Origin of the sequence: Actinomadura luzonensis, from assembly GCF_022664455.2 — a bacterium.
Lineage (GTDB): Bacteria > Actinomycetota > Actinomycetes > Streptosporangiales > Streptosporangiaceae > Nonomuraea > Nonomuraea luzonensis.
Genome location: NZ_JAKRKC020000001.1, coordinates 5,670,309 through 5,693,091 on the forward strand (window position 1 = coordinate 5,670,309; position 22,783 = coordinate 5,693,091).

The 22,783-nt window shown below is 74.3% G+C and carries 22 protein-coding genes and 1 pseudogene; 9 read left to right on the top strand and 14 right to left on the bottom strand.

Annotation, left to right across the window (positions count from 1 at the left end):
* The first annotated feature begins 54 nt into the window (after positions 1-54).
* Complete coding sequence (locus tag MF672_RS26935; RefSeq protein ID WP_242375021.1) at positions 55-756, top strand: thymidine kinase; 702 nt, start codon at positions 55-57, stop codon at positions 754-756.
* Here the strand turns inward: MF672_RS26935 and MF672_RS26940 are convergent.
* The 4 genes from MF672_RS26940 to MF672_RS26955 all read right to left on the bottom strand — a co-directional run bounded on the left by MF672_RS26940 (position 700) and on the right by MF672_RS26955 (position 3,545).
* Positions 700-1,110 (bottom strand): MarR family winged helix-turn-helix transcriptional regulator, encoded by a 411-nt coding sequence (locus tag MF672_RS26940; protein WP_242375022.1) that lies wholly within the window; start codon positions 1,108-1,110, stop codon positions 700-702. The two genes, MF672_RS26935 and MF672_RS26940, sit on opposite strands and share 57 nt — an antisense overlap.
* A 42-nt stretch (positions 1,111-1,152) precedes the next feature.
* Entirely contained in the window at positions 1,153-1,824 is a 672-nt protein-coding gene (locus MF672_RS26945) for a DsbA family oxidoreductase (protein ID WP_242375023.1), read from the bottom strand.
* A 46-nt stretch (positions 1,825-1,870) separates the two neighbouring features.
* Complete coding sequence (locus MF672_RS26950) at positions 1,871-2,767, bottom strand: hypothetical protein (protein WP_242375024.1); 897 nt, start codon at positions 2,765-2,767, stop codon at positions 1,871-1,873.
* Between the two features lie 79 nt (positions 2,768-2,846).
* Positions 2,847-3,545 carry an SRPBCC family protein gene (locus MF672_RS26955; RefSeq protein ID WP_242375025.1) on the bottom strand — a complete coding sequence of 233 codons (699 nt, stop codon included), beginning with the start codon at positions 3,543-3,545 and terminating at the stop codon, positions 2,847-2,849.
* A gap of 91 nt (positions 3,546-3,636) precedes the next feature.
* On the opposite strand from MF672_RS26955, the gene MF672_RS26960 reads away from it, so the two are divergent.
* The 3 genes from MF672_RS26960 to cydB all read left to right on the top strand — a co-directional run bounded on the left by MF672_RS26960 (position 3,637) and on the right by cydB (position 6,980).
* The gene (locus MF672_RS26960) at positions 3,637-4,569 is read left to right on the top strand and encodes a polysaccharide deacetylase family protein (RefSeq protein ID WP_242375026.1); all 933 of its coding nucleotides are present in this window, start codon (positions 3,637-3,639) and stop codon (positions 4,567-4,569) included.
* Between the two features lie 171 nt (positions 4,570-4,740).
* On the top strand, positions 4,741-6,087 hold the full coding sequence (locus tag MF672_RS26965; protein WP_242375027.1) for a cytochrome ubiquinol oxidase subunit I: 1,347 nt from the start codon (positions 4,741-4,743) through the stop codon (positions 6,085-6,087).
* A gap of 14 nt (positions 6,088-6,101) precedes the next feature.
* Positions 6,102-6,980, top strand: coding sequence for a cytochrome d ubiquinol oxidase subunit II (gene cydB, locus MF672_RS26970; protein ID WP_242375028.1), 879 nt, complete (start codon positions 6,102-6,104; stop codon positions 6,978-6,980).
* Here the strand turns inward: cydB and MF672_RS26975 are convergent.
* From MF672_RS26975 to MF672_RS27020, 10 genes and pseudogenes are all read right to left on the bottom strand, one after another.
* Positions 6,952-7,407: a hypothetical protein gene (locus tag MF672_RS26975; protein WP_242375029.1), complete on the bottom strand. Its 456-nt coding sequence runs from the start codon at positions 7,405-7,407 to the stop codon at positions 6,952-6,954. The genes cydB and MF672_RS26975 overlap by 29 nt on opposite strands.
* A 63-nt stretch (positions 7,408-7,470) precedes the next feature.
* Positions 7,471-7,896 (bottom strand): hypothetical protein, encoded by a 426-nt coding sequence (locus MF672_RS26980; protein WP_242375030.1) that lies wholly within the window; start codon positions 7,894-7,896, stop codon positions 7,471-7,473.
* A gap of 32 nt (positions 7,897-7,928) precedes the next feature.
* Positions 7,929-8,945 carry a leucine-rich repeat domain-containing protein gene (locus tag MF672_RS26985; protein ID WP_242375031.1) on the bottom strand — a complete coding sequence of 339 codons (1,017 nt, stop codon included), beginning with the start codon at positions 8,943-8,945 and terminating at the stop codon, positions 7,929-7,931.
* 33 nt (positions 8,946-8,978) lie between these two features.
* A complete protein-coding gene (gene cutA / locus MF672_RS26990) occupies positions 8,979-11,339 on the bottom strand; it encodes an aerobic carbon-monoxide dehydrogenase large subunit (RefSeq protein WP_242375032.1) in 2,361 nt (786 codons plus the stop codon).
* A complete protein-coding gene (locus tag MF672_RS26995) occupies positions 11,336-11,812 on the bottom strand; it encodes a (2Fe-2S)-binding protein (RefSeq protein ID WP_242375033.1) in 477 nt (158 codons plus the stop codon). Before MF672_RS26995 ends, cutA begins: the two co-directional genes overlap by 4 nt.
* Positions 11,802-12,647, bottom strand: a complete 846-nt coding sequence (locus MF672_RS27000) for an FAD binding domain-containing protein (RefSeq protein WP_242375034.1) — start codon at positions 12,645-12,647, stop codon at positions 11,802-11,804. Before MF672_RS27000 ends, MF672_RS26995 begins: the two co-directional genes overlap by 11 nt.
* Positions 12,644-14,059 carry a uracil-xanthine permease family protein gene (locus MF672_RS27005; RefSeq protein WP_242375035.1) on the bottom strand — a complete coding sequence of 472 codons (1,416 nt, stop codon included), beginning with the start codon at positions 14,057-14,059 and terminating at the stop codon, positions 12,644-12,646. The genes MF672_RS27000 and MF672_RS27005 overlap by 4 nt, the downstream gene beginning before the upstream one ends.
* 139 nt (positions 14,060-14,198) lie before the next feature.
* A complete protein-coding gene (locus MF672_RS27010) occupies positions 14,199-14,408 on the bottom strand; it encodes an RNA-binding S4 domain-containing protein (RefSeq protein ID WP_242375036.1) in 210 nt (69 codons plus the stop codon).
* Positions 14,409-14,419: 11 nt separating this feature from the next.
* Entirely contained in the window at positions 14,420-15,337 is a 918-nt protein-coding gene (locus tag MF672_RS27015; protein WP_247815452.1) for a PucR family transcriptional regulator, read from the bottom strand.
* A gap of 376 nt (positions 15,338-15,713) precedes the next feature.
* Positions 15,714-16,073, bottom strand: a pseudogene (locus tag MF672_RS27020) (PucR family transcriptional regulator ligand-binding domain-containing protein); the annotation flags it as partial.
* Positions 16,074-16,204: 131 nt separating this feature from the next.
* Between MF672_RS27020 and MF672_RS27025 the strand changes: the two are divergent.
* The 5 genes from MF672_RS27025 (at position 16,205) to MF672_RS27045 (ending at position 22,752) form a co-directional block, all read left to right on the top strand.
* Positions 16,205-17,134 carry an oxamate carbamoyltransferase subunit AllH family protein gene (locus MF672_RS27025; protein WP_247815454.1) on the top strand — a complete coding sequence of 310 codons (930 nt, stop codon included), beginning with the start codon at positions 16,205-16,207 and terminating at the stop codon, positions 17,132-17,134.
* On the top strand, positions 17,131-18,516 hold the full coding sequence (locus MF672_RS27030) for an AllF/FdrA family protein (RefSeq protein ID WP_247815455.1): 1,386 nt from the start codon (positions 17,131-17,133) through the stop codon (positions 18,514-18,516). The genes MF672_RS27025 and MF672_RS27030 overlap by 4 nt, the downstream gene beginning before the upstream one ends.
* Entirely contained in the window at positions 18,513-19,952 is a 1,440-nt protein-coding gene (locus MF672_RS27035) for a YlbE family protein (RefSeq protein ID WP_247815457.1), read from the top strand. Before MF672_RS27030 ends, MF672_RS27035 begins: the two co-directional genes overlap by 4 nt.
* A gap of 110 nt (positions 19,953-20,062) precedes the next feature.
* Positions 20,063-22,135, top strand: a complete 2,073-nt coding sequence (locus MF672_RS27040) for a serine/threonine-protein kinase (protein WP_247815458.1) — start codon at positions 20,063-20,065, stop codon at positions 22,133-22,135.
* A 44-nt stretch (positions 22,136-22,179) separates the two neighbouring features.
* A complete protein-coding gene (locus tag MF672_RS27045; RefSeq protein WP_242383094.1) occupies positions 22,180-22,752 on the top strand; it encodes a TetR/AcrR family transcriptional regulator in 573 nt (190 codons plus the stop codon).
* Positions 22,753-22,783 lie beyond the last annotated feature (31 nt).

A 22,783-nucleotide genomic window follows, 5' to 3' on the forward strand; every position in this document is an offset into this window, starting at 1 on the left:
GGAGAAATGTCCCACGAGGTCATGGAACAAGCCAAGCCGCTAAGCTGGCGGCCCGTGACCCAATCGTCTGCCTTGTCGCCGGTGCCGTCCGGGGCGCGCCACGCCGTGCTGAAGTTCTACTTCGGCCCGATGGACTGCGGGAAGTCCACCCTCGCGCTCCAGATGAACTACAACCACGGGAGGCAGGGCCGGCGCGGCCTGGTGCTCACCAAGCACGACCGCTCGGGCGCCCCCAAGGTGACCAGCCGCATCGGGCTCGGGCTGGAGGCCATCGAGGTGGCGGACGGCCTCGACCTCGTCGCGCTGGTCACCGCGCACGACCGGGTCGACTACCTCATCTGCGACGAGGCGTGCTTCTACACCGTCGAGCAGATCGAGCAGCTCGCGGACCTGGTGGACGAGCACGGCGTGGACGTCTACGCCTTCGGGCTCGCCTCCGACTTCCGTTCGGTGATGTTCCCGGCGGCGCAGCGGCTGTTCGAGCTGGCCGACGAGGTGTGCCGGCTGCAGGTCGAGGTGCTGTGCTGGTGCGGGCGGCCCGGCCAGCTCAACGCCCGGGTGGTGGGCGGGACGATGGCGCGCACCGGGGAGCAGGTGGTGATCGGCGACACCGACGACTCGCCGGTGCGCTACCAGGTGCTCTGCCGCCGCCACCACCGCGCCGGCCAGCTCGGCGAGGGCACCGCGCCGCCGGCTCCCTCAGCCGAGCAGCCGCTCCAGGAGGACGCGGAAAAGGCGGGCGTCACCCTCCTCTAGCCCCGACAGGAACGCCGCCTCCGCCTCGTCCACCGCCCGGGTGGCCTTCTCCAGCGTCTCGCGGCCGTGCTCGGTCAGCTCGACGACGTTCTTGCGCCGGTCGTCGGGATGCGGGCGGCGGGCCACCAGCCTCTTGCGCTCCAGCCCGTCGACCAGGCCCACCATCGTGGAGCGGTCGACGCCGAGCCGCTGGCCCACGTCGAGCTGGGACAGCGGGCCCGGCTCCCCGATCACCGCCAGCACCGCGAACTCCCGCCCGTCGAGCCCGTACGGAGCCAGCGCGGGCCCGGTCAGGTCGGTCAGGCGGAGGTTGGCGTGCTTGAGCAGATAGCCGAGGCGGCGAGGACGCGACACCCCTCGATTCTCCCACCCCTCCCGGGGTTCACAGGGCGGGGTTCACACGGCGCAGTGGCCGTCGTCGCCGCACCCGTCGGCCGGGGCAGCGAGCAGCGTGACCGGCTGCTGCCCGGTGCGCTCGGCGACCTCGTCGATGGCGGCGTCGAACGCCTCGGCCGGCTGCGCGCCCGACACCGCGAACTTGCCCTCGAACAGGAACAGCGGCACCCCGGTGATCCCGAGCGCGCGGGCCCGGCCGATCTGCTCGCGCACCTGCTCGGCGCCCTCGCCGGTGTCCTCGACGCCGGTCTCGGCGGCCAGCTCGGCCAGCACGGCGGGGTCGGCCACGTTGCGGCCCTCGGCGAAGTGCGCGCGGAACAGCCGCTCGGCCATCTCGCCGCCGCGTCCCTGCCGGCCGGCCAGCTCGATGAGCCGGTGCGCCTCGAACGTGTTGGCGCTCACGCCCTTGGCGTAGTCCAGGGTGAGGCCGTCGGCCGCGGCCACGTCCACCACCCTCCGCACCATCTGGACGGCGCCGGGGCCGAACTTGCGCTCCAGCATCGGGATCATCGGCTCGCCGGCGGGCGAGGCGTCCGGGTCGAGCTGGAACGGCCGCATCGTCACCTCGATCGCGCCGCCCTTGGCGCGGAACCGGTCGGCCGCCGCGCGGAACCTGGCGTGCCCGATGTAGCACCAGGGGCACGCGATGTCAGAAAAGATCTCAACCTTCACGCCTGGGGACAACTCCGGGACGCGCGGCGGGATTCCGCCGCGCCCCTCAGCCGGCGGCCAGCTCCTCCAGCCGGTACGGCAGGTACGCCGAGTCGTCGACCAGCGCCGAGGCCCCCCGCCACCACCCGAACCACTCGCCGCTGCGCCACATCCAGTCGACCCGCTCGATGGCCGCCACCACGTCGCCGACCGTCTCCCAGCGCTCGCCGAGCTGCTCGCGGGTGGCGCCGTGGCGCAGCGCCCAGGCGCGCAGGATGCCGGAAGCCCGGGTGGAGACCTCGCGGGCGTACGGGTCGGGCTGCTCTCCCGGCAGCCGGTGCGGGCCGAGCCCGGCCGCCACGCCCCAGCTCCACTGGGCCTCGGCGGGCCGCGAGTAACGCAGGGAGTGGAAGTCCAGGTTGGAGCCCAGGTCCTCGTCGGCGCGGCGGGTGACGACCGCGTCCAGCCGGCCGCCGGCGTCGAAGTGCACCACGAGCCGCTGCCCGGGCTTGACGCCCGGCGGCAGGTCGAAGCGGTCCTCGGCCTGCCAGGAGTTGAGGTCGACCTGCGCGACCGGGGTGCCCCAGAGCTGGTCGGCGGCGTCGTCGGAGACCCAGGCGGCCAGCATCTCCAGCGCGGTCAGGTCGGTCCACGGCTCGATGGCCACGGCCGTGCGCACCACCTCGTCGGGCGCGGGCAGCTTGCCGCCCCGGGGGCGGGACCACCACTCGGCGCCCAGCTCGCGGGTGCCGACCAGCAGCGCGGCGAGGGCCGCCAGCTCGGCCGAGCGCCGGGTCAGCGACGCGCCGAGCGCCAGTTCGAGGACGCGGCCGGTGCGCTCCTCCCCGAGCACGGGACGCACGTCGGCGATCAAGGTCTGGGCGGTCGGCCGCTCCTCGCCCAGCAGGTTGCGTACGATCCGCCTGGCTTCGGTCCGTGCGTCTTCCGCGTGTGCCTGCCGCATACCGCCACGCTACGCCGGGAGATCCTTTTCCGCGAGAGCCCGCGCACGGACCGTCAGGCACCGCTTCCCGCGGACGCTCTCACGAGCGGGAACGCCGGGAGGCCCGGCCGAACAGCCAGCCCACGGCGACCCCGGTGAGCGCCACGCCCGCGCCCATCCCGAAGGAGGCCAGCATGACCCAGGGCCGCGTCTCGGTGTGCGCCCGGGGCCGGGCCGGCCGCTCGTACACGGCCCCGCCCTGCCGCGCCCGCTCCTCCGGCTGCCCCTGTTCCTCCGGCCGCCCGGCCTTCTCGGCCACTTCGACCTCTTCGGCCTCTGCGCCCTCTTCGGAAGGGGCGGCGCAGAGCTGCCGCTCGACCGCCGAGAAGAACTCCCCCGCCGTGCGCTTGGCCACCGAGCCGAGCATGCGCTGCCCGACCCCGCCGATCATGCCGCCGATCACCGCCTCGGCGTCGTAGTCGACCCGGGTGGCGGCCGCCTCAGCGAGCTCGCTGAGCCGCAGCTGCACGATGGCCTCGACCGTGCCGGGCGCGCCCTGCCCCCGCGCCTTGAGCGTGAAGCCCTCGGGCGGCACCGGCTCCGTCAGCACGACCTCCCCCTGGTAGACCCCCTTGACGGAGGCCACCCCCGCGTTGACCGTCATCCGGTACGCGCCCGGCCCGGTCTCCTCCAGCCGCTCGCACCCGGGGATGGTGCGCACCAGGACCGCCGGGTCCTGGAGCGCCGCCCACAGCCGATCCCTCTGCACGCCGATCACGGCGCTGCCCGCCACTCGCATGCCGCCACTCTAGGCAGCCGCACGCCCCCGGATAAGGGCAACTCCTGCCAGACGGCGGCCGCGTGTCCCGGAACTGGCAGGATGGTCCCTCATGCGTCCCGGAGCCGTGCCCGCCGTGTCCCCGCGGCCGGCCGCAGTGTTCCCGCTGCCGGCCGCCGTGTCCCTGCTGCTGGTCGCAGTGTTCCCGCTGCTGGCCGCCGTGGCCTGCGCGCCCGGCCCCGCGGACCCCCCGCCCCCGGCCACCCCGGCCGCCCCGGCCGCCTCTGCCGCGCCCTCTCCGGGAACCTCTGCCACCGCCGGCCCGCCGCAGGGCCCGCCCGGCGTGCTCCCCCGCCCCGGCGAGGTGCGCCCGCTGCCCGCCCCCACCGGCCCGCTCCCCGTGATCAGCTCGATCCCCACCAGGCGCAAGGTCGTCTTCCTCACCATCGACGACGGCTGGGAGCAGGACCCGGGCTTCCTCGGCCAGGTACGCGACCGGCGCATCCCGGTCACCGTCTTCGCCATGCGCGACGCGGTGGAGGCGAAGGGCGTCCCCGACCAGGCGGGCGGCACGGCCCGCTACGTCGGCGCCGGCAAATGGGACTACTTCCGCGCGCTCCGCGACGCCGGCGCCCCCGTCGAGAACCACACCCTCACCCACCCCGACCTCCGCACCCTCCCCTACGCCGCCCAGCGCCGCGAGATCTGCGGCTCCTCCCGCCTGATCGAGAAGCAGCTCGGGACGCGCCCGGCCCTGTTCCGCCCGCCGTTCGGCTCGTACGGCGCCGACACGCTGCGCGCCGCGAAGAGCTGCGGCATGGACGCCGTCCTGCTCTGGACCGCCACCGTCCAGCCGGGCGGCAAGATCGCCTACCAGGTCCCCGACAAGCGCCTGCGCCCCGGCGACATCCTGCTCCTGCACTTCCGCCCCAACCTGGCCAGGGACTTCCGCGTCCTGGTCAGGAAGATCGAACGCCGCGGCTACGAGCTCGGCAACCTCCAGGCGTACCTGGAGGCCGCCGTACGCCCCGCGGCGGACGGCTGAATCAGCCCGGCGGGTGACGCCCCCGGACCCCCTCGGGCGGCATTGTCGGTACCCGGCAACCAGCACATTCGGAGCGGTGTGACCAAGGTCGCATCGCGTTGCTCTACGGGCTGTAGTACTACTTGAAGTAGATGTACTACAGCTTGTAGAGCTCAGGAGTCGACGGGGAAGATGGACGCACTTGACCTGGCACGGTGGCAGTTCGGGGTGACCACCGTGTACCACTTTCTGTTCGTGCCCCTGACGATCGGTCTCGGGGTCTTCGTGGCCGGGCTGCAGACGGCCTGGCACCGCACCGGCAACGAGCAGTACCTGAAGCTGACGAAGTTCTTCGGCAAGCTGTTCCTGATCAACTTCGCCATGGGCGTCGTGACCGGCATCGTGCAGGAGTTCCAGTTCGGGATGAACTGGAGTGAGTACTCCACGTTCGTCGGGGACGTCTTCGGGGCGCCCCTGGCGATGGAGGCGTTGCTGGCCTTCTTCATGGAGTCCACGTTCCTGGGCCTGTGGATCTTCGGCTGGGACAAGCTGCCGAAAAAGGTGCATCTGGCGTGCATCTGGGCGGCGGCCATCGGCTCCAACCTGTCGGCGTACTTCATCCTGGCCGCCAACGCCTGGATGAAGCACCCGGTCGGGTACGAGGTCGTGGACGGCAGGGCGCGCATGACGGACCTGTGGGCGGTGCTGACCAACTCCACCGCGCTGGCCCAGGTGCCGCACGTGATCGGGGCGGCGTTCATCGTGGCGGGCGGGTTCGTGCTGGCGGTCTGCGGCTACTGGATGCTGCGTACGAAGGCGCCCATGTGGCGCTCCGCGGCGCGGGGCGCGCTGGTGATGACGGCGATCGCGGGGGCGGTCGTGGCCGGGACGGGCGACATGTCGGGCAAGCTGCTGTACGAGCAGCAGCCGATGAAGCTGGCCTCCGCCGAAGGGCTCCGGCACGACACCGCCGGCGCCGGCTTCAGCCTCGTCCCCGGCGTCGAGATCCCGAAGGTGCTGAGCTTCCTCGCCACCAACGACCTCAACGCCACCGTCCAGGGCACCGAGGACCTGCAGCGCCGCTTCGAGCGGCAGTTCGGCCCCGGCGACTACCGCCCGGACCAGGACGTCGTCTTCTGGTCGTTCCGCCTGATGATCGGCTTCGGCATGGCCACCGTGGGCCTGTCGGTGCTCGGGCTCTGGCTGACCCGCCGCCGGCGCGCGTTCCCGCGCTGGTTGTCGCGGGCGCTGCTGGCCGCCCTGCCGCTGCCGCTGCTCGCGGTGATCGCCGGCTGGCTGCTGAGCGAGATCGGCCGCCAGCCGTGGACGGTGGCCGGCGAGCTGCTGACCGCCTCCAGCGTCTCCCCCGGCGTGTCGCTGGGCGAGGTGGCGATCTCCCTGACGGTCTTCACCCTCCTGTACGGCGCGCTCGCCGTCGCCGAGGCCGCGTTGCTGACCCGGCACGTACGCCAGGGCGTCGCCGAGCCGGAGCCCGTCCCCGCGGCCGAGCAGCGGCGCGAGCCGCAGCTCATGTACTGAGAGGCCCCGCAGCCATGATCGACCTGTGGTTCGTCATCATCGCCTTCCTCTGGACCGGCTACTTCGTCCTGGAGGGCTTCGACTTCGGCGTCGGCCTGCTGGCGCCCGTCCTCAGCAGGAACGCCGCCGAGCAGCGGCAGAGCCTCGAGACCATCGGCCCGGTCTGGGACGGCAACGAGGTGTGGCTCATCACCGCCGTCGGCGCGATGTTCGCCGCCTTCCCCGCCTGGTACGCGGGGGTGTTCAGCGCGTTCTACCTCCAGGTCACGCTGATCCTCGTGGGGCTGATCCTGCGCGGCGTGGGCCTGGAGTGGCGCGGCAAGGTGCGCGACCCGCGCTGGTGCGACCTGGCGGTGATGGTGGGCAGCGGGCTGCCGGCGTTCCTGTGGGGGGCGGTCTTCGCCGGCCTGCTGTCCGGCAGCGCGCCCGCGGCCCTGCTGGGCGGCGCGTTCACGCTGGCCGTGTGCGTCCTGCACGGCGCGGTGTTCCTGGCGCTGAAGACCACCGGCCCGGTCCGCCGCCGCGCCCGCGCCACCGCCCTGACCGCGAGCGCCGTGGTCATCCCGGTGGCCGTGCTCGCGCTGTCCAGCCTGGGGACGTTCCCCGCGCTGGCCGCCATGGCGGCGCTGGCCGCGGCGGCCGCGCTGACCTGGCGGCGCCGGGAGGGCTGGGCGTTCGCCGCCACGGCGGGCGCGATCGTGCTGGCCACGCTCGCGGTCTTCATGGAGCTGCGGACGAGCCCGCTGCCCGGCCTGACGCTGACGGAGGCGGCCTCGGGGTCGTACACGCTGACGATGCTGAGCTGGATCGGGCTGGTCACGCTCCCGTTCGTCCTGGTCTACCAGGGGTGGACGTACTACGTGTTCAGGAAGCGCGTCCGGGTCGCCGTCTGAGCGCTCTGCGGACGACGTTCATCCGCTTGGTGCGGTGGTCGGTGAGGTGGAGGTCGCCGCCGAGCCGTTCCCTGAGCAGGTCGAGCACCTGGCGGCCGGACAGCACCGTCCACAGGTTGCCGACCAGGTGGGGGCTGTACTCGGGGGCGGCGTCCATCCAGGCGTCCTTGCCGGCCTGGGTCCTGAACGTGGTCACGAAGAACTCGCCGTCGGCGGTCCTGCAGTAGCCGGTGCGGAGCTCGGCGGCGTCGACCTGGATGCGCGGCTTGCAGCCCACCTTGGCGGACAGCTGCTCGACGCTGGGGGGCGCGGCGCCGGCCTGGCCGCCCGCGGCGGCGGGGCCGCCGCCGCTCCCGCTGCCCTGGGAGCAGGCGGCGGCCAGCCCGGCCAGCAGCACGAAGGCGGCCAGACGTGGAAAAGTCGTCATGTGCGGAGGTACGCAGGCTTCCCCGCCCGGGTTCGGCCCCATACCGGTTGCCTCTCGGACCGGTTACTTCGGCGTGGGCGTCTGGGAGACGCGGTGGTCCATGAGGTGCAGGTCGCCGTTGAGCGGCGACTTGAGCTGCTCCAGCACCTCCAGCGGCCCGAGGACGGTCCAGCGCGGGCCGACCAGGTGCGGGTTGTACTCCGGCGCCTGGTCCATCCAGGCGTCCTTGAGCTTCTCCGTCTTGAAGGTGTTGACGAAGAACTCCCCGACCGAGGTCTTGCAGTACCCGGTGCGGACTTCCGCGCCGTCGACCTGCATCTTCGGCTTGCAGCCCACCTTGGCGGAGAGCTGTTCGACGGTCAGCGGAGCGGCGTTGGCCTGCTGCTGGTCCTGGCCTGCTGCGACGTAGCCGCCCCAGCCCCCTGAGGAGCATCCGGCGACCAGTCCGGCCAGCAGCGCGAAAGCGGCCAGACGTGGAAATGTCGTCATGTGCGGAGGTACGCAGGGACACCGGGGGCGGTTCAGCGCAGGATGATGCAACCTCGGGCAGTCAGGGCATCGAGGACGCCGGGGTCGCCGTCGAGCTTGTTCCAGCGCAGGTCCAGCTTCTCCAGCGCGGTCAGCCCGGCGAGCCCGGCGGGCAGCTCGCGCAGGCGGTTGTTGCGCAGGTCGAAGTGGGTGAGCCGGGGCGGGAGCACGTCCGGCAGCTCGCGCAGGCGGTTGTCGCGCAGGTCGAGCACGCGCAGCTCGCCGAGCGCGGCGAGGGAGGCGGGCAGGCGGGTCAGCCGGTTGCCCTGGAGGTGCAGCTCGCGCAGCCGGGCCAGACGGCCGATGGGCTCCGGCAGCTCCTCCAGCCGGTTGTCGTACAGGCGCAGCTCCAGCAGGGCGGACATGGCGCCGATCGCGTCGGGCAGGCGGGTGAGGCGGTTGTCGGTGAGGTTGAGGTAGGCCAGGCGGTCCAGCCGGCCGAGCGCGGCGGGGACCTCGGTGAGGCCGTTGTCGCTGAGGTAGAGGTAGTCGGTGAGCGGCAGGTCGCCCAGCTCGGGCGGGATCTCGGTGAGGCGGTTGTGGCCGAGGTCGAGCATGCGCAGCCGGGTCAGGCCGGCGACGGCGGCGGGGAGCTCGGTGAGGGCGTTCTCGGCCAGGTTGAGGGATTCGAGGCCGGTCAGCTTCCACAGGGCGGCGGGGACGGCGGTCAGGCCGTTGCCGCCGGCGGCCAGGTGGCGGAGGGCGGGCGGCAGCCGGTCGGGCAGCTCGGGGACGCGGTTGCCGTACAGGGAGAGCGTCTCCAGGCCGGGCGGGCAGGCGGGGAAGGCCGTCAGGCGGTTGCCGTCCGCGTGCAGCGCCCGCAGGGCGGGCAGGCCGGACAGGTCGGGCAGGGCGGTGAGGGCGTTGCCGTCGAGCCGCAGCTCCTCCAGCGCGGCGAGGCCGCCGACCCAGGCGGGGACGTCGCGCAGCTCGTTCCAGGCGAGGTCGATCAGCCGGACGCCGGCGGGCACGTCGGGGAAGGCGGTCAGGCCGGCGGCGGGGGAACGCATGCCGCCGATCCTGCCAGACCCGCCCCCTCCCGCTCACGGACGCGGGGCGGTGCGGAGATGGTAGAGGTCCGAAGGGGACAGCGGCATGCGGTCGATCGGGAACCCCTCGGCGTCCTCGACGGCCGAGGCGATCACGGCTGAGACCGGGATGACCCCCGCCTCCCCCGCCCCCTTGATCCCGAGCGGGTTGAGCGGCGACGGCGTCTCCAGGTGGGCGGTCTCGACGCGCGGCACCTCCGTCGCGTACGGCATGAGGAAGTCCATGAAGGAGGCGTTGACGAGCTGCCCGTGCGGGTCGTACACCATCCGCTCGTAGAGCGCGCCCCCGATGCCCTGCGCCACTCCTCCGTGGATCTGCCCCTCCACGATCATCGGGTTGATCAGCCGCCCGCAGTCGTGCACCACCGCGTAGCGCAGCACCCGGATCTCGGCGGTGTCGGGGTCGGTCTCGACGATCGCCGCGTGCATCCCGGCCGCGAACGTGGAGCGGATCGGCGAGTAGTAGTCGCGCCCCTCCAGCCCCGGCTCCTCGCCCTCGGCGACCGGCGGACGGTCGGGCGCGGCGGCCCCGGCGAACTGGGTGGCCTTCGCGGTCTCCTCGTCGAAGGCGTAGCGCAGCGGGTTGGCGAGGACGGCCACCGTGGACAGCGGGACGGCCGCGTTGGGCGCCCCGGCGACGTGCACGACGCCCTCGGTGATCTCCAGGTCGGCCGGGTCGGCCTCCAGCGCGTCGGCGGCGATGCGCAGCGCCTTCTCGCGCACCTTGCGGCAGGCCAGCGCGATCGCGTTGCCGCTGACCACGGCCGCGCGCGAGGCGAAGGTGCCGACCGCGTAGCCGAACCTGCGGGTGTCGCCGGTGACCACGCTGACCCGCTCGATCGGCACGCCCAGCTCGGTCGCGGCGATCTGGGCGAAGACGGTCTCGTGCCCCTGCCCCTGCGAGGTGAGCCCGGTCGAGACGTGCACCCGCCCGTCGGAGGTGATCTGCACGTGCCCGCCCTCGTACGGCCCGACGCCGGTGCCCTCGACGTAGCAGCCGATCCCGATGCCGCGCCCCGGCGCGCGCTCGAAGGAGTCCCAGCCGATGAGCTCCTTCAGCAGGCGCAGCATCTCGGGGTAGTCGCCGCTGTCGTAGACGAGCGGCCGGCCGTCCTGGAACGTCATGCCCTGGTCGTAGGGGAACTCGCCGGGGCCGATGAAGTTGGCGGCGCGCACCTCCGCCCGGTCGCGGCCGAGGTAGCGGGCGATCTTGTCCATGGTGCGCTCCATGCAGAACACGCCCTGCGGGCGGCCCGCCCCCCGGTACGGCGTGACCTGCACGGTGTTGGTGTAGACGGAGCTGAACTCGACCCGGTACGCACCGATCTTGTACGGCCCGAGAAGCTGCGTGGAGGTGACGATCGGCACGATGATCCCGTACGGGGTGTAGGCGCCGTGGTCGTGCAGGATCGTCACGTCGAGCCCCAGCACCCGCCCGTCGTCGTCGAACCCGACGCGCACGTACTGCACCTGCGCCCGCTCGTGCGCGGAGGAGACGAAGTGCTCGCGGCGGTCCTCGGCCCACTTGACCTCGCGGCCGAGCGTCATGGCCGCCCACGGCACCAGGATCTCCTCCGGCCACGGGTGCACGATCTTCACCCCGAACCCGCCGCCGACGTCGGGGGCGATGACCTCGACCTGCGGCAGCGGCAGGCCGAGCGCGGCCGCGACGGCCATGCGGACGCTGGTGGAGGTCTGGGTGCTGGAGTAGACGCGCAGGTCGCGGCCGTCCCAGCGGGCGTACACGCCGCGCCCCTCCAGCGGCATGCTGGCGCTGCGCTCGATGTCGAGCCGGAAGGCGAGGGTGTGCGGCGCGGTCTCGACGGCCTCGCGCGCGCCGCGCCCGCCGGCGCCGGCGACCTCCTGGACGAGGTGCGCGCCGACGTTGCCGGGCACGTCCTCGTGGACGAGCGCCGCGCCCTGCACCGCCTCCTCCAGGCCGACGACCGGCTTCAGCACCTCGTAGTCGACCTCGATGAGCGCGCAGGCGTCCTCGGCGGCGTAGCGGTCGGCGGCGACCACCATCACCACCGGCTCGCCCACGTGCCGGACGACGTCCCTGGCCAGCGGGTGCGCGGTGCGGCCGTGGGTGAGCGCCGGGTGCGGGATGAGCAGCGGCAGCGGCCGGCCGACCCGCTCCGGCAGGTCCTCCCAGGTGTAGATCGCGACCAGGCCCTCGACGTCGAGCGCGGGGCCGACGTCCACGTCGCGGACGCGGGCGTGGGCGTGCGGGGAGCGCACGAACGCGGCGGCGAGCGCCTCGGGACCGAGGTCGTCGAGGTAGCGGCCCTGGCCGGTGAGCAGCCGGGGGTCCTCGCGCCGCTGGACCGGCTCGCCGAACAGCCTCGTCGTCATGTCTCCTCCGCCAGCAGCTCGGCGGCCCGGTGCACGGCCTTGACGATGTTCTGGTACCCGGTGCAGCGGCACAGGTTGCCGGAGATGCCCTCCAGCACCTCCTCCTCCGTCGGCGCGGGGTTGCCGGCCAGCAGGGCGGTGACCGTGCAGAGGAAGCCGGGGGTGCAGAAGCCACACTGCAGGCCGTGGCACTCGGCGAAGGCCCGCTGCACCGGCGACAGGCCGCCGGGCGGGGCCAGCCCCTCGACGGTGGTGATCTCGCGGCCGTCCACGGTGACGGCGAACGTCAGGCACGAGCGCACCGGCTCGCCGTCGAGCAGCACGGTGCAGCAGCCGCAGACGCCGTGCTCGCACCCGACGTGGGTGCCGGTCAGGCCGAGGTCGTGGCGCAGGCAGTCGGACAGCAGCCGCCGGGCCGGGACGCGGGCCCGCCGGGCCGCGCCGTTGACCACGAGCGTGATCTCATGCTCCATCGCCCGCCTCCCTCGCGGCCTCGCGCAGCGCCCGTCCGGCCAGCACGCCGACGAGGTGGCGGCGGTAGGCGGCCGTGGCGTGGACGTCGTCGTCGGGCTCGCACGCCTCGCGGACCGCGCGGGCGGCGGCGGCCCAGTCGGGGGCGAGGCCGCTCACGTCCACGACCACGGGGACGTGGCCGACGCCGATGCAGGCCACGCGGGCGAGGCCGGGGCCGGCGACGGCGCAGACCCCGGCCAGGGCGTAGTCGCCGTGGCGGCGGGAGACCTCGGTGAACGCGCAGCCGGCCCCCTCCCCCAGATCCGGGAAATATGCCGACACGGCCAGCTCGCCGGGGCCCACGGCCGACTCCATGGGGCCGAGGAAGAAGCCGGCGGCCGGCACGTCCCGCTCCACCGCCCCGCCCGGCTCCCAGCGCGCGACCCGTACGGACCCGCCGAGCACGGCCAGCACGGCGGGCAGCTCGGCGGCCGGGTCGGCGTGCACGAGGCTGCCGACCACCGTGCCCCGGTTGCGGATCACCGGGTGCGCGACCAGCTTGAGCGCCCGCGTGAGCAGCGGGTGCGCGCCGGCCCGCTCGACCTCGGCGTGCCTGGCCAGCGCCCCGACCCGGACGCCGCCCGCCGCCCGGGCGACGCCGCCGAGCCCCGCCACCCGGTTGATGTCGACGAGGTGGCCGGGCGCGGCCAGCCGCATGTTGAGCATGGGGATGAGGCTCTGCCCGCCCGCCAGCACCTTCCCGCCCGCGCCGCCGGAGTCGCGGATCTCGGCCAGGGTGCGGAGCGCCGCGCCCGTGTCGCGCGGGGCGTGGTACTCGAACGGCGGCGGCTTCACCCGGCCTCGCTCCTCTCCGGCGCGGCCGGCCGGAGCGAGCGCCCGGCGATGGCCCGCAGCAGGTGGTAGCCGCCGAGCACGACGATGGTGCCGAGCGCGATGCCCTGCAGGGTGAAGCCGCCGCCGATGAGGTGGCTGACCGGGCCGATGGCGAGGATGATGCCGGCGCCGGTCGGGACCATGTTGACCGGGTCGGCGAAGTCCACCCGGTTCTCGATCCAGATCTTGGCGCCGAGCAGGCCGATCATGCCGTACAGGATGACGGTGACGCCGCCCAGCACGCCGCCCGGCGTGGCCGCGACAAGCTGACCGAACTTGGGGCACAGCCCGAACAGGATCGCGATGACGGCCGCGATGTAGTAGGCGGCGGTGGAGTAGACCTTGGTGGCGGCCATGACGCCGATGTTCTCGGCGTAGGTGGTGGTGGGCGAGCCGCCGACCGCGGTGGCGACGACGGTGGCGACGCCGTCGGCGGCGACCGCGCGGCCGACGTACGGGTCGACGTCCGCGCCGGTCATCTCGCCGACGGCCTTGACGTGCCCGACGTTCTCGGCGATGAGCGCGATGACCGCGGGCAGCACCAGCAGCACCGCCGAGAAGCGGATGTCGGGGCCGTGGAAGTCGGGCAGGCCGAACCAGTCGGCCTTGGCCACGCTGTCGAAGCTCACCCGGTCGTGCGGGAAGGCCGTGGCCACGCAGTACGTGCCCTCGGGGGCGCAGACGTCGCCGGCCGCGTCGCGCAGATTCGCCGACGGCAGCACCGACGTGATCGGCCCGGCCAGGCGGTCGAGCACCCACGACAGCACGAACCCGGCGACCAGCCCGACCAGCACCGCGATGCGCCCGACGAAGCCCTTGAACACCACGATCACCAGGAACGTGATCAGCATCGTGGCGAAGGCCACCCAGTGGTCCTGCGGCCAGTAGACGTCGGCCACCACGTACGCCAGCCCGAACCCGATGAGCATGACCACCGCGCCGGTGACGACCGGCGGGAACACCCGGTGGATGATCTGCACGCCGAGGAAGTGGATCGCGACGCCGGCCAGCGCCAGCACCAGGCCGGCGACGAGGATCGCGCCGGTCACGACGGCGTCGGCGCCGTCGCCGCCGAAGGCCGCCCGGACCGCCAGCACGCCGCCCACGAAGGAGGCGCTGGTGCCGAGGTAGCTCGGCACCTTGCCCTTGACGATGAGCAGGAACAGGATCGTCGAGACGCCCGACATCATCACCGCGATGTTCGGGTCGAGCCCCATCACCAGCGGGAAGACGAACGTCGCGCCGAACATCGCGATCACGTGCTGCGCGCCGAACCCCACCATCCTGGGCCAGCTCAGGCGCTCGTCGGGCCTGACCACCTCGCCGGGCGCCAGGTGCTTGCCGTCACCGTGTCTGGTCCATCCCACAACCATGAGCGCCCCTTTTGCGCTGGGCCTTGCCGGCGACTCGTTGCCGTTGCGGGCACATTAGGCCCGCCCCGGCACTCCTACACGGGCATGATCTGCCAAATCTGCGCCGCCCACCAGTGGAAACCTCGCGCACACACCGGATCTAGGCGACGTGAATGGAGAAGCCGTCCCCGCTCACGACCTGGCCTGCCCTGATCTTGGCGGTCTTGCGCAGCTCCACCTCGCCGTCCACGAGCACCAGGCCCTCGGCGATGAGGTGTTTGGCCATGCCGCCCGTCTCGGTGACGCCGCAGTACTTCAGCAGGTCGCACAGCGGGATGTAGTCGGAGCGCAGTTCGAAGTCGAGGTCCACGGGCACCCAGCCTAGATGCCTCGCATGCGGAGGACGTGCAGGGCCAGGGTGAGGTTGAGCCGCAGGTGCGGGTCGTCGGTGAAGTTGCCGAGCAGGCGCTCCAGCTTGCCGATGCGGTAGCGCAGCGTGTTGTAGTGGAAGTGCAGCCGGCGGGCGGTCTCGGCCACGTTGAGGTTGGTCTCCAGCAGCACCTGGAGGGTGCGGCGGAGGTCGGCGTTCTCGGCCTCGTCGTCGGCGGCCAGCGGGCCGAGCGTCTCGCGCACGAACGCGTGCAGCTCGTCGGTGTCGTTGACCAGGGACAGCAGCCGGTAGACGCCGAGCTGGTCGAAGTGGGCGACCGCGCCGGGGCCGTGGAGCTGGCGGCCCACCCTGGCGGCCTTGAGCGCCTGCGCGTACGCCTCCGGCAGCGCCTCAGCGCCGTGGCTGGGCCGGGAGGTGCCGGTGGAGAACGTGGCGGGCGGCACGTCGGCGAAGGCCGTGGCGGCGTCCTTGGCCACCCGCGTGGCGTCGAGCGCGGCGTCGACCACCGCCACCACCTCGTGCGAGAACCCGGCCACCGCGCCGCGCGGGTCGTGCCGCCTGATCGCCGCCGTCCAGCAGGACACCAGCCGGTCCTGGGCGCTGCGCTCGTCGCCCTCCGGGTCGAGCTCGGCCACCAGGACGACGACCGGCCGCGCCAGGTCCCAGCCGAAGGCGCGGGCCCGGCCGGTGACGCGCTCGGCCGTGCCGGCCCGGCCGGTCAGGACGTCGCGCAGGAAGTCGGCGCGGTACTTGCTCTCGACGGCGTTGACCGCCTCCTGCCGGGTCACCACGAGCGCGGCGACGGTCGCGGCGCGCTCCAGGATGCCGACGTCGCTGTCCCTGATCGCCTTCGCGGCGCTGTAGGCGACGATCCTGCCGTGGTGGTGGCCGCCGGCCAGCACCGGCACCGAGGCGAACTCCCGTCCCCCGGCGGCCCGCCCCGCCGTCGCCCCCGGCCGGGCGCGGCCGGCCGGCGGGCGGGCCGCCGGGGACGGGCCGCCGGCGGGCCTCGCGGGCGATCGACCCGCGCAGCACCGCCACGTGCTCGGCGGGCCCGGCGGCGGCCAGCACGGCGCCGGTCCCGTCCACGGCCGCCACGGACACGTCGAGGAGCTGCGCCACCTCGGCGGCCACCTCGGCGAGCCCGCCGCCCGCCAGCACGACCTGCACCAGCGCGCGGTGCGCCTCCTCGGCGCGGGCCAGCACGGCGGCCTGCCGGTTGAGTATGTCGGTGAGCACCTGGTTGAGGATGTCGTCGAAGCCGACGTCGTTGGGCAGCAGGATGAGCGGGAAGCCGAGCCGGTCGGCCTGCTCCACCATCTCGGCGGGCAGCTCGTCCACGTACCGGCCGAGCTTGATCGCCAGGGCGGCGAGGCCGCGCTCGTCGAGGTCGGCGACCAGCCGGCCGAGCGACTGCGGGGTGTTGCGCAGCGGGTAGCCGGTGGTGAGCAGCAGCTCGTGCGGCTTCACCCAGGCGAGGATGTCGGGGACCTCCATCACGTTGAGCCGCTGGACGATGCGGCCGAGCCCGCTCTCCCCCGCGATCAGCCGCGCCTCCGCGAGGGTGGAGACGCCCAGGACCTCTCCGACGGACACGCCGTGAATGATGGTGCCGGTGCTGGCGAGACGGACCGGGGGCTCCATGAGGAAATTGTGACCCCGGAAGCGGTCTGTCAGGAAGAGCCAACCTTCCCGCTGACTGTTGGCAAATTTCTCCGTACGGAGGGTTCCCCGGTCGTTCTACGGTCAGGTCCAAGGTCGGTCAGGGAGGTCCGGTGCCCGTCGGTGTCCATGTCAGCACGCCCGTGGTCAGCACGCCCGTGGTCGGCAAACCCGGGCGGCGGGGCCGCGCCGGCGGGGCGCCGCGGCCGGGGCGCGTCCACGTGCCGGGGGCGGCGAGCGCCGCGGTGCGGCCGCTGCTGGAGGCGCCGCGGCGGCCCGCCCGGGTGCTGGCGGCCTTCCCCGCCGGCGTCTACCTGGAGGTCAGGACGGAGCCGGAGCCCACGGTGATCGCGGTCATCACCGGCGAGGCGGTCCGGCTGCCCAACGCGGTGCTGCTGGCCGGCGCGCTGCCCCGGGTCGAGGTGGGCGAGGACGCGTGGGTCGGCGAGCGCGGGGTGGACCTCGGTCCGCTCAGCCTGCGCGTGCGGCGCTGGTGGGACCCCGCGCCGCCGCTCGGGCGGGTGGACCCGGCGGGCCTGGAGGGGGCCGCCGGCGTGCTCGCCGCGCCGGCCGGGCCGGCGCCCGGCCTGGCCGGCAACGGCGCGGTGGCGGCGCTCGCGGCGGCCTGCGGCCGTGGCTGGCTGCTGGGCATGGCGACCGCGGCCGAGGAGCTGGTCGGGCTCGGGCCCGGGCTCACGCCGAGCGGGGACGACGTGCTGGCCGGGCTGCTCGTGACGCTCCGGCACCTGGGGACGGCGACGGGCGCCGGGCGGGCCGTGTGGCTGGCCGGCTGGCTGGCGGCGACCGTGACGTTCGACGCGCGGAGCCGTACGACGCCGCTGTCGGCCGCGCTGCTGCACTGCGCGGCCAGGGGCGAGGCGTGCCCTGAGGTGATCGCGGTGCTGCGCGGCGTGGCCGGGCGGCAGCCGCTCGGCCCGGCGCTGCGCCGGCTGCGCCGCCTCGGCCACACCAGCGGGGCCGACCTGGCGCAGGGCGTGGCGATCGGCGTGGACGCGGTGCTGGACCTCGGCGGCCACCGGTGAGCGGCGAGGTGGTGCTGGTCCGCCAGGGGGCCTATCACGACTCGGTGCAGCTCATGCGGGTCAGCCGGGCGCTGGCGGAGACGCCGGGCGTCGAGGCGGCCATGGTCGCGATGGCGACCGAGCTGAACGTCGCGGTGATCAGGGACCTCGGCTTCACGGTGCCGCCGGCCGCGCCCGGCGACCTGCTGATCGCGGTGCGCGCCGCCGATCCCGCCGCGGCCGTGGCGGAGGCGGACCGGCGGCTCGCCGCGCTGGAGCCCGCGGCGCCGGGCGGGGAGGCCGGGCAGCCGCCGCTGACGACGGGGTCGGCGATCAGGCGCACGCCCGCCGGGCTGGTGCTGGTGTCGGTGCCGGGCGAGCACGCCTTCTGCGAGGCGCACGACGCGGTGCTGGCCGGGCTGCCGGTGATGATCTTCAGTGACGGGGTGCCCGTCGCGCAGGAGCGGCGGCTGAAGGAGCTGGCGGAGCAGCGCGGCGTCCTGGTGATGGGGCCCGACTGCGGCACCGCCTCGATCGGCGGCGTGGGGCTCGGCTTCGCCAACGTGCTCGCCCCTGGGCCCGTCGGCGTGGTCGCGGCGTCCGGCACCGGCGCCCAGCAGGTCACCTCGCTGCTGGACTGGGCGGGGACGGGGGTCAGCCACATCCTGGGCGTGGGGGGCAGGGACCTGTCGGCCGAGGTCGGCGGGCTGTCCACGCTGCGCGCGCTGCGCCTGCTGGAGGAGGACCCGGCCACGGAGCTGATCGTGCTCGTCTCCAAGCCGGCCGCCCCTGAGGTGGCGCGGGCGGTGGAGGAGGCCGCGGCCGGGCTGTCGAAGCCGGTGGTGCGCGCCCTGCTGGGCCGCCCCTCGCCCGCTTCCTCCGCGCCGGTGGGGCTCGTGGCCGCCGATCTCACGGCGGCGGCCGAGGCGGCGTTGCGGGCGCTCGGGCGGCCGGTGCCCGCGTGGCCGTCCTGGCCGGGACGCCCGCCGCGCGGCGCCCCCAAGGCGATCAAGGGCCTCTACTCGGGCGGCACCCTGAGCGCGGAGGCCGCGCTGGTCGCGGGCCAGGGCGACTTCGTCGACTACGGCGACGACGCCTACACCCGGGGCCGCGCCCACCCGATGATCGATCCGACGCTCCGCGTGGAGGCCCTGGCGCGGGCCACGGAGACGGACGTGGTGCTGCTGGACGTCGTGCTCGGCCACGCCGCCGACCCCGACCCCGCCGCGACACTCGTCCCCGCGGTCGCCCGCACGCCCGCCGCCGCCGTGGTCGTGGCGCTGGTCGGCACCGAGGGCGACCCGCAGGACCCGCACCGCCAGGCCGCCGCCCTGCGCGAGGCGGGCGCGGCCGTCCACCTCTCCAACGCCCAGGCCGCCCGGCACGCGAGGAGCCTGCTGTGACCTTCCTGTCCGCCCTGTCGCAGGGGCCGCCGCGCGTCGTGACGGCCGGCGCGGGCCTGCTCGACGAGGCCCTGGCCGCGCAGGCCGTCCCGACGACCCCCGTCGCGTGGCGCCCGCCGCTGCCCGGCACCGCGGACGCCCTGGCCAGGGTGCTCGCCGACCCGCGCAGGCAGGCCGCCAACGAGCTGGCCGTGCGCCGGCTGACCACCGCGCGGCCGCGCCTGGTGGGCGTCCGGCGCGCCTCGGAGGCGCTGGCGGGGCCGCTGGACGGCGCGTTCCTGCACGCGGGCCCGCCCATCACGTGGGAGCGGGCGTCCGGCCCGATGCGCGGCGCGCTCGTCGGCGCGATGATGCTGGAGGGCCGGGCGGGCGACGAGCACGAGGCGGCGCGCCGGCTGGCGGCGGGCGAGGTCGCGCTGCGGCCCTGCCACGAGCACGGCGCGGTCGGGCCGATGGCGGGCGTGGTGAGCCCGTCGATGTGGCTGTTCGAGGTGCGCGACGAGGAGCACGGCGGCACCGCGTACTGCTCGCTGAACGAGGGACTGGGCAAGGTCCTGCGGTACGGCGCGTACGGGCCGGAGGTGCTGGAGCGGCTGCGCTGGATGGACGAGGTGCTCGGCCCGGTCCTCGCCGCGGCGCTGGCCGCCGCCGGGCCGCTCGACCTGCGGGCGCTGGCGGCGCAGGCGCTGCAGATGGGCGACGAGCTGCACAACCGCAACCGCGCGGCCACCTCGCTGCTGCTGCGCGCGCTGGCCCCGGCCGTGGCCGAGGCGGCGCCGGACCGGGCGGCGCAGGTGCTGCGCTTCATCGACGGCAACGACCACTTCTTCCTCAACGCGGGCATGGCCGCCGCCAAGGCCGCCACGGACGCCGCCCGCGACGTGCCCGGCTCGTCCCTGGTCGTCGCCATGGCCCGCAACGGCACCGACTTCGGCGTGCAGGTGTCGGGGCTCGGCGGGCGCTGGTTCACCGGGCCCGCCGGGGTGCCGGACGGGCTCTACCTCGGCTCGTACGGCCCCGCCGACGCCAACCCCGACATCGGCGACTCCACGATCACCGAGACCGCGGGGCTCGGCGGCTTCGCGATGGCCGCCTCGCCGGCGATCGTGCGCTTCGTCGGCGGCGAGGTGGCCGACGCCGTGCGGGCCACGCTTTCCATGTACGAGATCACGCTCGCCGAGCATCCGGCGTACCAGATTCCCGGGCTCGGGTTCCGCGGCACGCCGGTGGGCGTCGACGTCACGCTGGTCGCCAGGACGGGGCTGCTTCCCGTGGTGAACACCGGCATCGCGGGCCGCGTCCCGGGAACGGGACAGGTCGGAGCGGGGCTGGTCAAACCGCCCGTAGAGGCGTTCACAGCTGCATTGCTGGCATTGGCTGACGAAGTAAGTGATCCATTTGAAAATGGACATATCAGCACGTCAGCGCGGCAGTAAAGGTCCTTCAGCTTCCCTTGCGCATTCCCCACCGTTATCGTAACGAACCTCGCAATCTGCAAGTAGCGTGAAGAACGCACGTGACGGATGAGGGAAATGGGGGCGGGATCATGGCAGCCGACCGCTTGCTCAGCGGACCCGGCCCGGAGGGGGAAGCCGCGAGCGGCGCGACGCAGAGCCAGGGCCGCCTGATCGGCCGGCGGTACCGGCTGATGTCCCCCGTCGGCAGGGGCGGCATGGGCATGGTGTGGCACGCCCACGACGTGCTGCTCGACCGGGACGTGGCGGTCAAGGAGCTCATCCTCCCCTACGGGCTCGACGAGGCGGGCAAGCAGCTGGCCCACCGCCGCATGCTGCGCGAGGCCAGGTCGGCGGCGCGGCTGCAACACCCCGGCATCGTGACCGTCCACGACGTCGTCGAGGAGGACGGGCGGCCCTGGATCGTGATGGAGCTGGTCCGGGCGTGGTCGCTGGAGCAGGCGGTGCGCCAGAGCGGGCCGCTGCCGGTGATCCAGGCCGCCGAGATCGGCATCCGGGTGCTGGACGCGCTCATGCACGCGCACGCCGCCGGCATCCTGCACCGCGACATCAAGCCGGGCAACGTGCTGCTGACCTCCGACCGGGTGGTGCTGACCGACTTCGGCATCGCCGCCATCGAGGGCGACGTCACGATCACCCAGACCGGGCTGCTCATGGGCTCGCCCGCGTACATCCCGCCGGAGCGGCTGTCGGCGCAGCCGATCACGCAGGCCGCCGACCTGTGGTCGTTCGGCGCGACCCTGTACGCCGCCGTCGAGGGACGCCCGCCGTACGAGGGGCCCGACCCGGTCGCCGTGCTCGGCCAGGTGCTCACCCAGCCCCCGATCACGCCGCAGCGCGCCGGCTCGCTCATGCCGGTGATCGAGGGCCTGCTGCGCAAGAACCCCGCCGAGCGGCTGACCGCCTCGCAGGTCGTCGAGATGCTGGAGGCGGTGCTGCGGGCGCACGGCTCGGTCCGGCCGCGGGCCCCCGAGCCGCTGCCGAGCCCGGTGGACCCGACGCCCGCCGGGCTGCTGCCGCCGCTCGACACGCCGTCAGGGCCGATGCCGTCGCGGATCGTGGAGACGCCCTCGGGGCCGGTGCGGGTGCCCTACGACCCGCTGACCAGCCCGTCGGGCGGGCACGCGATGCCGTACGACGGGCTGTCCACGCCGTCGGGCAGCCACCGCACCGACCGCATCCCGCGCCCGCCGGGCGACCCGGGGCCGCGCCCGCCGTTCGCGGGAGGCGCGGGACGGCGCGTCCCGGCGCGCGACCTCGACGACGACCTCGACGACGACTTCGGCGACCCGTCCGGCCCCCATCCGCGGCCGATCCTGCCGCTGACCACCGACAGCCGCTCCGCCGGCCCCGCCGACACCCCGTGGCCGCTCGCCTCCCCCGACGACCTGCGCGAGCACTCGCGCGGCCTGTCGGACGGCCTGCCGGGCGGCCCGCGGGGCGGCCCGGCGGACGGCGGCCGGCTGTCCCGGCTGCCCGCCGCCGCGCCGCGCGCCGGGCGGAGCCGGCGCCGGGCCGAGGACGACGACGGCCTGTTCGTGCGCGGCGGGCGGCCGACGCCGCTGACGATCGCCGGCTCGCTGGTGGCGGTGGGCGGCGCCATCGTCGCGGGGATCCTCTTCCTGTCCAGCGGCGGCACCGCCCAGCAGGCGGCGGGCCCGCCGGCGGCCACGGCCTCCACCCGCACGCTGCGGAGCGAGCCGTCGGCGGTGCCCGACGGCTACCGGGAGCAGACCCCCGCCGGGTTCACCGTCGCGGTGCCCGACGGCTGGAAGCTGGCCGCCTCGGGCGGCGAGGCCACGTTCACCGGGCCGAAGGACTCCGGCCTGCGCGTACGGGTCGAGGACGCCTCGCCGCAGGCCGACGGCGGCCTCGCCGAGCTCGGCCGGCTGGAGGCCGAGGGCGGGATGGAGAGCTACATCCAGGTGCAGCTCCAGGGCGTGGACTACCGCGGCTGGAAGGCCGCCGACTGGGAGTACACCTACACGACCGCGAACGGCGTCCCCATGCATGCCCTGACCAGGTACGTCACGATCGACGACGCCACCGCGTTCAAGATCACCTTCGACGTGCCCGAGCTGAAGTGGGACGAGCAGGCGGAGACGCGCAAGGTGTTCCTGGACACCTTCAGGAAGACCACCTGACCCGTATTGCACTGGTCGTTCCAAAACGTGCTAGCGTGGCCGTCATGGCGCGACCGAGGAAGTTCGAGGAGGGGCGGGCGGTCGAGGCGGCCATGCGCGCCTTCTGGCGGGCGGGCTACGAGGCCACCTCGACGGAGGACCTGTGCGCGGCCACCGGGCTCGGCCGCAGCAGCATCTACAACACCTTCACCGGCAAGCGCGAGCTGTTCCTGCGCGCCCTGCGCCACTACATGGACGAGCGCGACGCCGCGCTCGTCGAGCTGATGGACGGCGAGCTGCCGATCAGGGAGAAGGTGGCGACCGTGCTGGGCTGGGCGGTCGAGCCCGACCCTGGCGACCCGGCCGGTTGCCTGGTGGTCAACTCGATGATCGAGCTGGCGCCGCGCGACGACGACGTGGCCGAGCTGCTGCGGCGCGACAACGACCTGCGGACGCGCATCCTGCGCGCGGCGTTCGAGGACGCGCGGGCGCGCGGCGAGCTGGGGCCGGGCAAGGACCCGCTGGCGCTCGCCAGGTTCGTGGTCGCGACCGTCAGCGGGCTGCGCGTGCTGGCGCGCGGCGGGGCCGGCGGGGCCGCGCTCGCCTCCGTCGCGCGAACCGCGCTGGACGCGATCTGATCTTTTCGCGCCCAGGTTTTGAACTGATCAA

What these genes read in the sequence shown, in the direction of transcription:
- MF672_RS27045 (WP_242383094.1), top strand. Translation starts at nt 22,180, where the DNA reads ATGGCGCGACCGAGGAAGTTCGAGGAGGGGCGGGCGGTCGAGGCGGCC.
- MF672_RS27040 (WP_247815458.1), top strand. Translation starts at nt 20,063, where the DNA reads ATGGCAGCCGACCGCTTGCTCAGCGGACCCGGCCCGGAGGGGGAAGCC.
- MF672_RS27005 (WP_242375035.1), bottom strand. Translation starts at nt 14,059, where the DNA reads ATGGTTGTGGGATGGACCAGACACGGTGACGGCAAGCACCTGGCGCCC.
- MF672_RS26965 (WP_242375027.1), top strand. Translation starts at nt 4,741, where the DNA reads ATGGACGCACTTGACCTGGCACGGTGGCAGTTCGGGGTGACCACCGTG.
- MF672_RS26960 (WP_242375026.1), top strand. Translation starts at nt 3,637, where the DNA reads ATGCGTCCCGGAGCCGTGCCCGCCGTGTCCCCGCGGCCGGCCGCAGTG.
- cydB (WP_242375028.1), top strand. Translation starts at nt 6,102, where the DNA reads ATGATCGACCTGTGGTTCGTCATCATCGCCTTCCTCTGGACCGGCTAC.
- MF672_RS26975 (WP_242375029.1), bottom strand. Translation starts at nt 7,407, where the DNA reads ATGACGACTTTTCCACGTCTGGCCGCCTTCGTGCTGCTGGCCGGGCTG.
- cutA (WP_242375032.1), bottom strand. Translation starts at nt 11,339, where the DNA reads ATGACGACGAGGCTGTTCGGCGAGCCGGTCCAGCGGCGCGAGGACCCC.
- MF672_RS26995 (WP_242375033.1), bottom strand. Translation starts at nt 11,812, where the DNA reads ATGGAGCATGAGATCACGCTCGTGGTCAACGGCGCGGCCCGGCGGGCC.
- MF672_RS26980 (WP_242375030.1), bottom strand. Translation starts at nt 7,896, where the DNA reads ATGACGACATTTCCACGTCTGGCCGCTTTCGCGCTGCTGGCCGGACTG.
- MF672_RS26985 (WP_242375031.1), bottom strand. Translation starts at nt 8,945, where the DNA reads ATGCGTTCCCCCGCCGCCGGCCTGACCGCCTTCCCCGACGTGCCCGCC.
- MF672_RS26955 (WP_242375025.1), bottom strand. Translation starts at nt 3,545, where the DNA reads ATGCGAGTGGCGGGCAGCGCCGTGATCGGCGTGCAGAGGGATCGGCTG.
- MF672_RS26950 (WP_242375024.1), bottom strand. Translation starts at nt 2,767, where the DNA reads ATGCGGCAGGCACACGCGGAAGACGCACGGACCGAAGCCAGGCGGATC.